This window comes from Aerococcus christensenii, from assembly GCF_001543105.1.
GTDB classification, from domain to species: domain Bacteria; phylum Bacillota; class Bacilli; order Lactobacillales; family Aerococcaceae; genus Aerococcus; species Aerococcus christensenii.
The window spans coordinates 1455855-1469301 of record NZ_CP014159.1 but is presented as its reverse complement, the minus strand read 5'-3'; the positions used below and the strand labels follow the sequence as shown (position 1 = coordinate 1469301).

Here is a 13447-nt window from a genome sequence, read left to right as displayed (position 1 = left end):
TTTAAGCGCTTTCGTCCTAAATAAAGGGGGCGAGGTCTTTATAAGAACGCTCCCGTCATCCCCCCAAGTGTCTCATTTCATTTTGAAGTCGGCATATAAAAAAGAGGCGACTGATGACAGTCACCTCTCTCTTTCTCACAGAATGCTCTGCTTATTCTTTTTTATTTTTTCGGCCGCTTAAAGACATACCCCGCACTCGCTAAGAGAAGTCCTAAGCTTGGCAAGATCAGACTTGCTTCCGCCCCTGTCTTCGGTAAGGCCTTCTTCTCTGAACCTGCAACTGCTTCTTTCTTAGATAGTGCTTTCTTGGAAAGTTTCTCAGCTGGTGAGGAAGGTTGGTCCTTCTCCTTCTTAGGCGCTGGACTTTCTGGTTTCTTAGGTTGTGGACGATCTGGCTGAGCTTGTGGCTCTGGGGCTGGCTCTGGTTGTGGCGTCACTTCTGGTTCAGGGGCAGGCGTTGGGCATGGAACAGGTTGTGGAGTTGGCACTGGACTAGGAATTGGTGTTGGTTGGGGTTGTGGCTGCGGGTTAGGGATTGGATTTGGCTCTGGCTGTGGTTGGGGCTGCGGTGTAGGAGTTGGTGTTGGTTGTGGATTTGGCTGTGGTTGGGGTGTTGGTGTTGGTATTGGTTGTGGCTGCGGCGCAGGAGTTGGCTCTATCTTCTTTGTAAATTTCCAATAGCCGGTTAAGGTCATTGCTTCATTTACTTCTGTGTTAGCATCTACTTTTTTATTATTGGCTTCCCAACCTTTTTCTGTATCAAAAGTCCAAGTTCCTTCGTCAGTCTTTACTACATCAGTTGGAAAAGCAGCAAGCGTTGTTAATTTGTCGCCTTCTTTAACTTTTACTGCAGAAGGAGCCGCAGGAATATTCTTAGGTAATTCTTTATTCTTTGTTTCACTTGCGTATTGATAAGTTATATCATATTTCTTATTTTCTTTAAAGGTCCAATAACCTGTTAAGGCCATATCACTTGAAACATTACTAATTTTCTCAACTTTTTTACCTTTAGCATCTGCCCAACCTTTTTCTGTATCAAAAGTCCAAGTTCCTTCGTCTGTCTTTACTACATCAGTTGGAAAAGCAGCAAGGGTGCCATCTTCGTCCTTCATAACGCTAGTTGCTTTAGGTAGTTTATTCGTAACATCACTAGGCAACGATTTAGTTGTATCACTGGATTTGAATTCATATGTTACCTCATAAGGAACACCAACAGTGAAGGAGATCGACTTATCATCTGTAGCGGTGGAATCCTTACCACCTGTTGCTTGATGGCTCTTGAAATCATAACTGAAAGGCATCGTTGCACCATTCAGACTCGCAGTAGCCGCAAATTTTCCTCCAACGGTGCCATTGATGGTGTAATTTTGGCCATGTTTCGCCTGGTCCGTTAATTGAACAACTGGAAGTTTTAAGATAAATTTATCTCCTGTACCTGACACAGCATTGTGAATTTGCATGTACTGCGTAACAGCTTGACCATCTGCTTGCTCTGCTAAGCCCATTTTGACAGTAACGGAATTCGATGTTGGATCAAATGTCGAGGATAAAACCTTAAATTTCGGCTTTTTATCTGTCCCCGTCCCCTCAGTTCCCTCTAAGGTAGGTTTATAGGCCGTACTGTCTTTAAACTTCATCCCTTCTGGCAATTTAAAGGTAGCTTCCATATAAAATTCAAAGCCCTCTTTAGCTATCGTTATTTGTGGAAGCATCTCTGGCTGCACGGTTTGTTCTACTTGATTCAGTCCTTGCTTAACCGGAGTCACATCCAGAGTAGCTATTAGTTCTAGATCTTCTCCCTTCTTCAACGGGCGAACTTTATCCGACTGGCTATTGTATTTATTGTCACTCTCTTTGACTGCCAAATCACCCGCTAAATCAAACGGATCTGTGATATTCTCAGATGGTGACGATGGGTCTGAGGATGTTGGCTTCACTCCGCCTGTAACGTCGATAGTCACTTCGTCCGTTTTAAAAGATTTTAATCCTATTTCCAAAAGAGCCTGCTTTCCTGATGGGTAGAAGCTAAAATCGCCTGATCCGGTGATTTTCTGATCTTTTAGCTGGGCTAAATCGTCTTTTTTAAACTGATACTTAGCTGTAATGGTCACCTTAGGATAGTTCTTCTGAACATCAGCATCATAATTAGTTTTCTGGCTTGGCCAATCCACATCGGCCAATTTTAATTTCAATCGTAACTGATTCTCTTTTTTCTCTTGACCAATGGTAGATTGAGGAATCAGAGCAGAGTCACTTTTGACCGTTACGTCTCCCCAGTTGATATTTTTTGGCAAATTTAAACTATAGTCGATGTAAGCTATCTCTTTATATCCATCTTTGCCATGTGGAAAGCCCATGACCATATACTTCGTAAATGGCTCCATCAATTTCGCTACGGGAACGTCCATGGTAACGGTGCCTTCATAGCTGGCTACTTGCTTTTCATCGATAGTTTCTTTGCCACTAGCGTCCTTGCCTGTCACGGTGCTCTTGACGTATTGAGCGATTTGGAAGTCCGCTTTCTTTTCTCCATCTCTCGTTTCCCCTACGCTGCGACGTGCGCGGACCTTGGCTGGAGATGCTGCGGACGAAGGCTTCACTTTCTGATTTGTGAGGCCTTTATGAGCGATAGCCTCATTGTCTGACTTAGTCCCGACTTCATGACTTGACTTAGGGGCACCGCCTTCCGCAGCTTGGGCAACTTCTTGCGTCCCGACCGCTACAAAACTCACCGCAACGAGGGCTGAAACCAAGTGTCTACCGATCTTGCGTAAAGCATAGTGATTCACTTTTTCTTTTTGCATAAAAGTTTCTCCTTTTGATCATTCATTAAAAAATAGTTTTTCTCATTATTGAGTATAAATTAAAAAAAAAAAAAAAACAAGCCTTACTTTGATGTGATCCCAAAAAGTTAGACTTTTTTATCTGATATTTTATATTTATAAAACACACTATAAATTTTCTTAATTCAATAAAACAAACATCAAAATTACAGAAACTGCTCTCTCCCTTCTTTGCCAAGAATAGCTACATCACGTCCTGCATTTGTGTAACTTTCGCTATACACTAACAAAAACAGGAGGTGTATCGTCATGACAAAGACAGCAAACATCAATATCCGTATCGAACCTGAAGTCAAACAAGAGGCAAAGGATCTTTTCGGTAGCTTTGGAATTTCTGTTACGGATGCGATTAATATTTTCTTGAGAATCTCTATCATGGAGGGGGGCTTTCCTTTCAATATCAAACATCTACGTTATAACGCTGAAACACTTGCGGATATACAAAAAGCTCGTCATATTATTTTCGGGTAAACGCCAGAAAGAGCCTTTTCCTCTCCTAAAGACCTCTTGGATTCTCTTAATGCGGAAGAATAGAGCGAATGCTTCACCTTCAAACGACCTCAAAGTTTCGCAAAGATCACAAACGAATCAAAAAACATTGTATTCTAAATATAAAGATCATGCACTAACGGAAACTTATCAAGATTTTAGAGAGTGTCACATTCAACCGGATGTACCTTTTGATTGATGCTATCAATGAAGAGAGACTCGTCTTAATCGCTTCTCGTATAGGTAGTCCTTCAGATTTATTTAATAAATAACTTCAAAAGCCACCCTAAGTTAGAGTGGCTTTTAAGAAATTTCAACAAAAAAGTGCAAACGTAAATGTTTGCACTTTCTTTGTTAATCGTTCTGATGTAATTGCGCAATCAATTCGTCGATCCGACTGCCGTATGCAATCGATGGATCGCGTTTGAATTTGACTTCTGGGGTTTTGTAGAGGCGTAAGCGTTGACCGAGGAGACTTCTCACTAAACCTGTGGCCTTATCTAAACCGAGTTGCGTTTTCTCACAGACACTAGCCGTGTCTGTTAAGGTGGAGTAGTAGATCGTAGCTTCTTGGAGGTCGCCTGTGAGATGAACATCCGTGAGCGTAACGCCTTGGACCCGGGGGTCTTTGACTTCTTTACGAAGAATAGCGCTGGCTTCTCGGAGAATCTCGTGGCTAACGCGTTCCACGCGGCGATTATTCGTCATTTGATCACTTCCTAACTTCTAGTGGGCTTTCACTTCAATCATATGGTAAGCTTCAATTTGATCTTCAATCTTGATGTCGTTGTAGTTTTCAATCATTAACCCACATTCGAATCCTTTGGCTACCTTCTTCACGTCATCTTGGAAACGACGGAGAGAGGAGAGTTGACCTTGGTAGATCACGATATTATCACGAATGAGACGAACAAGAGAGTCGCGTTCGATGTAACCGTCTGTCACCATACATCCTCCGATCGTCCCTAACTTGGAGACGTGGTAGGTTTCACGGATGGTGGCATATCCGGTCACTTCTTCTTCATATTCTGGATCGAGTTGGCCCTTCATAGCGTCTTCAACTTCTTGAAGGGCGTCATAGATCACATTATGCAAGCGAATCTCAACTTCCTCTTCTTGGGCTTGACTCTTAGCGAGAGGCGTTGGTCGAACATTAAACCCAATAATGATCGCATTAGAAGCGGAAGCGAGGGTGACATCACTTTCGTTAATAGCGCCTGTAGCCGCATGGATAATGTCGACTTTGACCCCTTCGACGTCAATCTTCTTCATGGAGGAAGCGATGGCTTCTACAGAGCCTTGGACATCGGCCTTAATAATAATGTTGACGGTCTTCATCTCGCCTTCTTTGATGGTATCAAAGAGGTTATCGAGGGTGATCTTGTGGGTTTGGCTGCGGCGACGTTCTTGAGCTTGTTGGGCACGGCTTTCCCCGATGCTGCGTGCCGTCTTCTCATCGTCGAAAACAACGAAACGGTCGCCGGCTTCTGGGGTTTCTTGGAGACCGGTAATTTCTACTGGAGTAGATGGGCCAGCTGTCTTAATGCGGCGCCCTTGGTCATTAGTCATGGTCCGTACACGGCCATAAGTATTCCCAATCACGATAGCGTCCCCTTGTTTGAGGGTTCCTTCTTGAACGAGAATGGTTGCCACAGGTCCTCGATGAGCGTCTAATTCGGCTTCAATCACAGAACCGAGGGCATTACGGTGAGGGTTCGCTTTTAATTCTTCGACTTCTGCAACGAGGAGAATCATATCGAGTAATTCTTCGATATTTTGTCCAAATTTGGCAGAGATATTAACGAAGATAGTGTCCCCGCCCCATTCTTCTGGGATAAGTTCATATTCCATGAGTTCTTGTTTGACGCGGTCAGGGTTGGCGTTTGGCTTATCGATCTTGTTCACAGCAACAATGATCGGTACATCCGCAGCCTTGGCGTGGTTAATGGCTTCGACGGTTTGCGGCATCACGCCGTCATCAGCTGCAACGACGATGACCACGATATCGGTCACATCGGCCCCGCGTGAACGCATGGTGGTAAAGGCAGCATGTCCTGGGGTATCTAGGAAGGTGATGTTTTCTTTGTCTTTGCCGACGCGGACTTGGTAAGCCCCGATATGTTGCGTAATTCCTCCGGCTTCTCCTTCAACCACATTGGCTTGACGCAAGTAGTCTAAGAGGGTCGTTTTCCCGTGGTCCACGTGTCCCATAATAGTTACCACAGCTGGACGTGAGGAGATCTTGTCTTTGTCTTCTTGTTTGGCTTCTTCGAAGTAATGATCAAAGTCAGTCGGATCGACGATGATTTTCTCTTCGGCTTCGATGCCAAAGTCTGCAAGAATCACTTGAATGGTATCAGAATCGAGAGCTTGGTTCTGGTTAGCCATCACACCTAACATCATAAGAGACTTGATCAAATCTGCAGGAGATTTCTTCACCCGTTTAGCTAATTCAGCCACCGTCATCCCATCATAGAATTCGACTTTGCTTGGGGTTTCTGCTTTATGCGTTTCAGCAGGTTTGGGTTGATCTCGGTGTTGTTTTTTGCGTTGGTTATATTTCAAAGACTTGTCCTCGTATGCGTTAGATTTGTTTTGGCGCCGATTTTTCTTATTTTGACGTCTCTTGTTTCCAGACTCTTTCTCGTCTTCTTGAGAAAAATTCTTTCTCTTGGAAGCTTTGTCTTTTTTAGGACGATCGGTCTTCTCAGAATTTGGATGCTTTTTTTCGACCGGCTGAGAGGCTACTTTTTTTTCTGATTTTTTGGAATTTTTGGAATTTTTTCCCGAAAAAAGTTGGTCTAATTTTTTTTCTTCATCTGTAGATATTGAAGACATGTGGCTCTTGTAGTGAATGCCGATTGATTCTGCCTTTTCTAGGATTGCTTTACTCGACATCTTCTTTTCTTTTGCATATTCATAGACACGTTTCTTAGACATGCCATCACCTTCCTTATTCTATTAACTCTTCATAATCTGTTCTCTCCTAATTTTATAGAATTCACCCGTCATTTTTTTTATTTCAATGAATTAGCAAAGCCTTGATCAGTTAGTGCGCAGATAGACCGCTTTTTGCCAAGGGCTTGGCTAATTTCGAGGCTATCAAACTCCCTATACAATGGAACTTGATAATAAGAACATTTATTTGTAATATTTTTTAAACTTCTAGGACTCAAATCACTTGCCGCAACGACTAGACAGGCCTTGCCCTGCTGGAGGGTCTGGAGGACGGTGTCATAGCCACTCACTAATTGTCCAGCAACCTGAGCCAATCCTAAGATTTGTAATTTTTTATTCATTCGCTAGTAACTCACGCCGTGCCTTTTGGTGATCGGCATAGTTCTTTAATTCTTGGTAAAAGTCATCACTAATGGTGACGTTGAGCTGTTTATCCAAAATGTGCTTGTCCCACGCCTTTTGCACGACCTCAGGATCTGCACATACATAAGCGCCCCGACCGTTCATCTTACCACTTGGATCCAAAGCAACTGTTTCTTCAGGTGTCCGAACGATTCGAATTAATTCCTTCTTAGGAAATTGTGCATTGGTGACTACGCAACGACGCATCGGTATTTTCCGTTTTTTCATAAGATCCCTCATTTCTTTCCTTCATGTTTTCCGACAATGAGCAAGTCTTCTTAGGCGATTCTTTTTGATCTTGCGCTTGGCTCTTAGTCTTCGATAAGCGTTTCTTGAGGAGCTTCTTCAGTGGCTGCTTCAGCAACTTCAGCCGTCTCTGTTTCTTCCTTGCTTTCAGGGACTTCAACTGCTTCTTCAGCTGGAACTGTCTCTTCACTAGTGGACGTTTCAACCGTTTCTGCTTCTTCGCCGTTTGTTTCAGGAACTGACGTTTCTTCAAGAGAGGCTTGTTCGTCCAAAAGCTCGTTCGCTTCCACAGATGCCTCCGCGTCTTCTGGAAGGGCTTCTTCCTTATTCTCCTCATCACTCACTAACAAGAAACGTTGTTGATATTCTTCAGTTTCCTTGTAAACTTCGAAGTCGGATTGGGCCTTAATATCGATCTTGTAGTTCGTTAGCTTAGCGGCTAATCGGGCATTTTGTCCCCGTTTCCCGATAGCTAAGGACAAGTGACGGTCAGGGACAACGACTACGCAGGAAGATTCATTCGGAACGAAATGAACTTCTAAAACATTGGCGGGATTTAAGGCGTTGGCAATGAGTTGCGCAGGATCATCACTCCATTCAATGATGTCCATGTTCTCCCCTTTTAATTCACTAACAATCGTTTGAACCCGAGACCCCTTTGGACCTACACAGGTTCCCACGGCATCGACGTTCAAGTCATTAGAATAGACAGCTAACTTAGACCGATCGCCAGCTTCTCTGGCAATGGCACGAATTTCAACAGTCCCGTCGAAAATTTCAGGCACTTCTTGTTCAAACAAACGCTTAAGCATATTCGGATGGGTCCGGCTCACATAGATTTGAGGTCCCTTGGTAGTATTTTCAACCCGTTCCACATAGACTTGAATACGGTCTTGCGGTTGGAAACGTTCGCCAGGAATCTGTCCTTCTGGCGTAAGGACGGCTTCAATCTTCCCAAGATTGACATAAACATAACGGTGATCTTGACGTTCGACCACCCCTGTCAACAAGTCATCTTCATAATCGATGAACTCGTTGTAGATAATCGCCCGTTCAGCTTCCCGCAAACGTTGGGTAATCACTTGTTTGGCAGTTTGTGCAGCGATTCGTCCGAAGTCTTTAGGTGTCACTTCGAAGCGGATCTTGTCGCCAATTTCATAGCCCCGATGGATCTCCAAAGCGTCCGCAAGAGAAACTTCTAAGTTAGAATCCATCACGGTATCTACGACTTCTTTGACGGAGTACACGTGGAAGGTTCCCTTTTTGTCATCGAATTCAACTTCCACATTTTGGGCTTGGTTGAAATTTCGCTTATAAGCAAATACTAAAGCGGATTCTACAGCTTCTACGATGGTCTCTTTTGAAATGCCTTTTTCTTGTTCAAGTAATTCAAAAGCTTCTAATAATTTTTTACTCATTTAAACCCCTCTTTAAAATTCAATAGCTAAACGAATCAAGGAAACATTTTTTCTTGGATAAACGCCTTCGAGTCGGCGCGTTTTATCTTTAGTTTCTAAGGTAAAGGCTTCCTCGTCTGCTTGTAACAACTTTCCTTCAACTTGTTTGTGTCCTTGGTATTCCTTATAAAAATTCAAATGTACCCACTGACCGATCGCTTTTTGGATATCTGCTTCCGTTTTGAGCGGACGCTCAGCACCTGGTGAAGATACTTCCAGATAGTAAGCTTGAGGAATGGGATCTGGTTCCGCCTGGTCCACGATAGCGGAGATCGCTTCACTTGCGTCCACACAATCGTCCAGGGTCACCCCTCCCGGCTTATCAATATAGATACGCAAATACCATTCTTTGCCTTCTTTACTGAATGTTAGATCAAAAAGTTCATAACCCTGCGCTTGTAATTCGCTTTCGATTAATTCTCTAACGACATCAACAACTTTAGCCATACTTCCCTCACTTTCTTTCTATTCATGAAAAAGAGTGAGCGTCATTCGCTCACTCCCTCTTCACTATAACAACATTTTTATTGTAACACAACTTTTTCTAATAGGCAAATCTTTCTAGAGCTCGCCTTCTTTTCTCTAGGAGGATGTCGGACTGTCCCCGAAAAATACGACTTAACCGCTTTTCCTCTCGCTCAAAGTCTAAAAGACTCCACTGCAACAAAACTCGAAAAGAATTCATCCCATTAAAAGTCGAAAAGACTCAACTGGTTCTCATCAGGCAGGCCTTCGAGGGCCCCATATTCTGTCATATAGTCGATGACAGACTGAGACGCCTTGCCGCGAATCTTCAGATCTTCCTTCGATAAGAAAGGCGACTCTTCTCTGGCTTTTACCACTTGCTTGGCCACATTCACCCCTAAGCCTGGAATAGAACGGAAGGGAGCAATCAAAGTATCCTCCCCTTCGATCACAAAGTCTTTGGCTTGCGATTTGCTCAAATCAACCATCTTCAACTTCAAGCCGCGCTCCCACATCTCATTCACTAATTCCAGAACGATTTGTAGGGCTTTTTCTTTGGTGCTGGCATCGTTCCCCTTGGCCTTGATCTCTTTGAGGCGGTCCTTATTGCTCTCTAAGCCGCCACACATAGCTGGCAAATCAAAGTCTTCAGCCCGCACACTGAGGTAGGCACAATAGTACCAGATCGGATGGTGAACCTTAAACCAGGCCACCCTCAACGCATTAATCACATAAGCAGCTGCATGGGCCTTTGGGAACATGTACTTGATCTTTTGACAAGAATCCATATACCACTCCGGCACATCGTGTTCTTTCATAATCGTTTGATGTTCTGGGGAGAGGCCCTTCCCCTTCCGGACCTTCTCCATAATTTGGAAGGAGTCACTCTTTGGAACACCCATATGAATCAAGTCCACCATAATGTCATCCCGACAACCGATCACTTCTTTTAACGGCATGCCCTTTTCATTGACCAAGCTTTCTGCATTGCCCAACCAGACATCCGTCCCATGAGAAAGCCCTGAAATTTGAAGCAACTCCGCAAAGGTCGACGGATGGGTCGATTCCAGCATGCCTCGAACGAATGGCGTCCCAAACTCTGGAATGCCCAAAGTCCCCGTCTTAGAAAAGATCTGTTCAGGCGTCACACCGAGAGACTCTGTGCCATTAAAGAGACTGTAAACGTCCGGATCATCGAGTGGAATATCAGTCGGTTGAATGCCAGACAAGTCTTGGAGCTTGCGAATAACGGTCGGATCATCGTGACCCAGGCAGTCCAATTTCAATACATTATCATGGATAGAGTGGAAGTCGAAGTGGGTCGTTCGCCAATCTGCTGTCTGTTCATCGGCAGGGTACTGAATCGGGGTAAAGTCGTAAACATCCATATTCTCCGGAATAACAATGATCCCTCCAGGATGCTGGCCAGTCGTTCGTTTGGCTCCTGTGGCCCCCTTAGCGAGGAAATCCCGCTCTGTGGGACGTAGGTTCAAGTTAAAGTCCCGGTCATAGCCTAAGACATAGCCGTACGCCGTCTTATCAGCGACCGTTGAAATCGTCCCTGCCTTATAGACGTGATCCTCCCCGAAAAGAACCTTGGTATAGTTGTGGGCTTGCGCTTGATATTCGCCTGAGAAGTTCAGATCGATATCAGGCACCTTGTCCCCGTTAAATCCCAAGAAGGTTTCAAAGGGAATATCGTGCCCATTCTTGGTCAAAGGTTCCCCGCAGTTCGGACAATCTTTATCCTCTAAGTCAAAACCTGATCCAATCTCTCCATGGGTGAAGAATTCACTGTAGTGGCACTTCATGCAGACATAGTGAGGCGCGAGGGGGTTCACTTCTGTGATTCCTAGCATGGTAGCCACAAATGACGATCCCACAGACCCCCGTGACCCGACAATATACCCGTCTTCGTTGGATTTTAAAACCAGTCTTTGAGCAATGTAGTAGATCACAGAGAAACCATTTCCGATAATTGAATCCAACTCTCTCTTCAACCGCGCTTCAATCAATTCTGGGAGCGGATCTCCATAGATGGCATGTGCCCGTTCATAAGCGTCATCATGAATCGCTTCCTCTGCTCCATCAATATGTGGCGTATAGAGCTTGTCATGGATGGGTTCGACAGGCTCTATCCAGCTCGCCACGAGGTTGGAGTTCTTGACCACGATCTCGTAAGCCTTCTCCTCACCCAAATAAGCGAATTCTTCCAGCATTTCATTGGTCGTCCGAAAATGGGCTTTCGGGAAAAAGCGAGTGCGGTTCGACTTAATGGAATGGATAAGAATCTCCCGATAAATATGGTCTTCAGGGTTCAGATAATGCACATCTCCCGTCGCCACCATCGGAATATTTAAGGCCTCTGAAACCTCGATCAGGTGCTGGATGATGTTTTCTAATTCCTCGTTATTTTTAATGAGTCCTTCCTTAATCAAGGGTTCATAGACTCCTTTCGGTTGGATCTCTAAGTAATCATAGAAGGCCGCTAATTTCTCAGCTTCTTCCTTTCCCTTCTGCATGGCAGCGGTGAAGACTTCGCCATCAGAACAGGCCGACCCGATCACTAAGTCTTCCCGATGTTTCTCCAGAAGCGAACGAGGAATTCGAGGCACCCGATAGAAGTAATGCACATTGGATTCCGACACCAAGCGGAAGAGGGTCTTCAAGCCCTTCTGATTCTTGGCAAGGATATTCACGTGATAAGGGCGCCCTTGCTTATAAGCTTCCCCCTTACCGAGGTCCTTGTTCAATTCTTCATGCAGGAGGATTTGATGTTTTTCCTTAGCTTCCTTAACAAAAATCCAAGCCAACCCTCCCGTTGAGGTCGCATCGTAGATAGCCCGATGGTGGTGTTCCAAAGCCACATTAAAATGCTTGGAGAGGGTATTCAGACGGTAAGATTTGAATTCTGGATAGAGATAACGCGCCAATTCCAAGGTATCAATGATCGGATTCGTGGTCACTTCCAGGCCGTACTTCTTGTAAGCCGCATCCATAAACCCCACGTCAAAGGTGGAATTGTGAGCCACCACAATACAGCCCTCACAAAAGACCTTGAAGGAACGGATAACTTCTTCCTCAGGTTTGGCATTCGCCACCATCGAGTCTGTAATCCCTGTCAGGTCTGTCGTAAATTTGGAGAGATGGTGACCAGGGTTAATGAACTCAGAGAACTCCTCTATCACATTGCCCTTATACATCTTAACGGCCCCAATCTCGATGATGGTATTATAAACAGCCGATAAGCCCGTCGTTTCTACGTCAAAGACAACATAAGTTGCCTCTTCTAGGTTGACAGGTGCGAGGTTGTAGGCGATCGGAATCCCGTCATCCACAACGTAAGCTTCCATTCCGTAGATCACCTTGACGCCTGTGGCCTTGGCCGCTTGACTGGCATCTGGGAAGGCTTGAACATCCCCATGGTCTGTGATCGCAATGGCGGTATGCCCCCACTCTGCAGCTTGTTTGACGAACTGGTTGGCGGTATTGGTCGCATCCAAAGTACTCATATTGGTATGAACATGAAGTTCTACCCGCTTCTCTCCTTCAGGGGCAGTGTCCTGGCGTTTGGGCTTATGCACCGCCTGCATGTCCCGCACACTTAAGACTAAGTCCCGAGCGAAACGGTCGTCCATCCGGATATCGCCACGCACTCTCAGCCACATACCTTCTTTAATTCCTCGAAAGATGGTAATATCTTCCTCTGAATTGGAAAATCTTTGGATTAAAAAGGCAGAATGATAATCAGTAATTTTAGCGACTAAAATGCACCGTCCTGTTCTTAACTCCCGAACTTCTACTTCAAAGACGACCCCTTCCATAATAGCGTTCCGCTGTTCTTCCACGTACTTATCCATGGACTGCGTGATGTCTTTTTCATGAATGGGACGTCCAAAATGAATTTCGTCAAAGGAGGCTACCTTCTGTTCTGATTTCTTCTGGGATTGACTGGTCCGCTGGGTGGCTTTTTGGGCGAGCGCTTGCTGCTTAGCTTGAATGGTCTGTTGGCGTTTCTCGTATTCTTCCTGCCGTTGACTGGCCTGCACTTCATTAATCACTACCCTTACTCCCACGCCTGAAAAACCTAAACGCTGATAAGCTTGCGTGACCTTCTGAAGGTAGTTGGCTTCAATGTAGTCTTTGACAGGGGGATTATCTGCGAAGACAATTAAGTGATGATCTTTCAATTGAGGGACTCGGTCAAAAACCTGACCAGCCATCCCTTGTTGGAAGTCCAACTCTTGGCAAACAATCGGCCAATAAGCCAAGATCTCCGCCTCGTCAGCTGCTTGAGCTTGGTCACAGTGAATGATCACATCCACCTGAGCAATTCCTTCGAAAGCCCTCTCTACCCCTCCTACAAAGGCTTGATAGACCTCTGCCGGCAAACGATTAGGAAAGGCGACCTCAAAGTGATACCGCCGAGATTGGCGATGAATCACCACCGATTCAATCCGTCCCTCCAAGTTCTCGCCTTGATCCATCGGCCACTGGATCTGCTTCAATAAAAGCGAAAACATTTCTTTTGGATTTAACACACATCATCCCTCCAAAGTCCTATGAATAAAGGAAGCCTAGTTCAAG

9 protein-coding genes and 1 pseudogene are annotated in these 13447 nt (G+C 44.9%); 2 read left to right on the top strand and 8 right to left on the bottom strand.

The genetic code is table 11. The features are described 5' to 3' along the window. Positions 1-161 precede the first annotated feature (161 nt). Positions 162-2804, bottom strand: coding sequence for an SHIRT domain-containing protein (locus AWM71_RS07035; RefSeq protein WP_060777284.1), 2643 nt, complete (start codon positions 2802-2804; stop codon positions 162-164). Between the two features lie 288 nt (positions 2805-3092). Between AWM71_RS07035 and AWM71_RS07030 the strand changes: the two are divergent. Together AWM71_RS07030 and AWM71_RS08695 are read left to right on the top strand one after the other, a co-directional pair. Further along, positions 3093-3311: pseudogene (locus AWM71_RS07030) on the top strand (type II toxin-antitoxin system RelB/DinJ family antitoxin); the annotation flags it as partial. A 52-nt stretch (positions 3312-3363) separates the two neighbouring features. After that, complete coding sequence (locus AWM71_RS08695) at positions 3364-3531, top strand: type II toxin-antitoxin system YafQ family toxin (protein WP_236701122.1); 168 nt, start codon at positions 3364-3366, stop codon at positions 3529-3531. Between the two features lie 155 nt (positions 3532-3686). Here AWM71_RS08695 and rbfA read toward each other — a convergent pair whose 3' ends face one another. The 7 genes from rbfA to AWM71_RS06995 all read right to left on the bottom strand — a co-directional run bounded on the left by rbfA (position 3687) and on the right by AWM71_RS06995 (position 13401). Next, positions 3687-4040, bottom strand: a complete 354-nt coding sequence (rbfA, locus tag AWM71_RS07025) for a 30S ribosome-binding factor RbfA (RefSeq protein WP_060777282.1) — start codon at positions 4038-4040, stop codon at positions 3687-3689. A gap of 18 nt (positions 4041-4058) precedes the next feature. Continuing rightward, complete coding sequence (gene infB / locus AWM71_RS07020; RefSeq protein ID WP_060777281.1) at positions 4059-6272, bottom strand: translation initiation factor IF-2; 2214 nt, start codon at positions 6270-6272, stop codon at positions 4059-4061. 77 nt (positions 6273-6349) lie between these two features. Then, entirely contained in the window at positions 6350-6631 is a 282-nt protein-coding gene (locus tag AWM71_RS07015; RefSeq protein ID WP_060777280.1) for a L7Ae/L30e/S12e/Gadd45 family ribosomal protein, read from the bottom strand. Continuing rightward, positions 6624-6920, bottom strand: a complete 297-nt coding sequence (gene rnpM, locus AWM71_RS07010) for an RNase P modulator RnpM (protein ID WP_060777279.1) — start codon at positions 6918-6920, stop codon at positions 6624-6626. Before rnpM ends, AWM71_RS07015 begins: the two co-directional genes overlap by 8 nt. An 83-nt stretch (positions 6921-7003) precedes the next feature. After that, positions 7004-8356, bottom strand: a complete 1353-nt coding sequence (nusA, locus tag AWM71_RS07005) for a transcription termination factor NusA (RefSeq protein WP_082632741.1) — start codon at positions 8354-8356, stop codon at positions 7004-7006. Between the two features lie 12 nt (positions 8357-8368). Next, complete coding sequence (rimP, locus tag AWM71_RS07000) at positions 8369-8842, bottom strand: ribosome maturation factor RimP (protein WP_060777278.1); 474 nt, start codon at positions 8840-8842, stop codon at positions 8369-8371. Between the two features lie 242 nt (positions 8843-9084). Next, positions 9085-13401, bottom strand: a complete 4317-nt coding sequence (locus AWM71_RS06995) for a PolC-type DNA polymerase III (RefSeq protein ID WP_144428644.1) — start codon at positions 13399-13401, stop codon at positions 9085-9087. Positions 13402-13447: the final 46 nt, after the last annotated feature.

Excerpts from the sequence above, each read along its gene's own strand:
- AWM71_RS07035 (WP_060777284.1), bottom strand. The coding sequence starts at position 2,804 with ATGCAAAAAGAAAAAGTGAATCACTATGCTTTACGCAAGATCGGTAGA.
- AWM71_RS08695 (WP_236701122.1), top strand. The coding sequence starts at position 3,364 with ATGCGGAAGAATAGAGCGAATGCTTCACCTTCAAACGACCTCAAAGTT.
- rbfA (WP_060777282.1), bottom strand. The coding sequence starts at position 4,040 with ATGACGAATAATCGCCGCGTGGAACGCGTTAGCCACGAGATTCTCCGA.
- infB (WP_060777281.1), bottom strand. The coding sequence starts at position 6,272 with ATGTCTAAGAAACGTGTCTATGAATATGCAAAAGAAAAGAAGATGTCG.
- AWM71_RS07015 (WP_060777280.1), bottom strand. The coding sequence starts at position 6,631 with ATGAATAAAAAATTACAAATCTTAGGATTGGCTCAGGTTGCTGGACAA.
- rnpM (WP_060777279.1), bottom strand. The coding sequence starts at position 6,920 with ATGAAAAAACGGAAAATACCGATGCGTCGTTGCGTAGTCACCAATGCA.
- nusA (WP_082632741.1), bottom strand. The coding sequence starts at position 8,356 with ATGAGTAAAAAATTATTAGAAGCTTTTGAATTACTTGAACAAGAAAAA.
- rimP (WP_060777278.1), bottom strand. The coding sequence starts at position 8,842 with ATGGCTAAAGTTGTTGATGTCGTTAGAGAATTAATCGAAAGCGAATTA.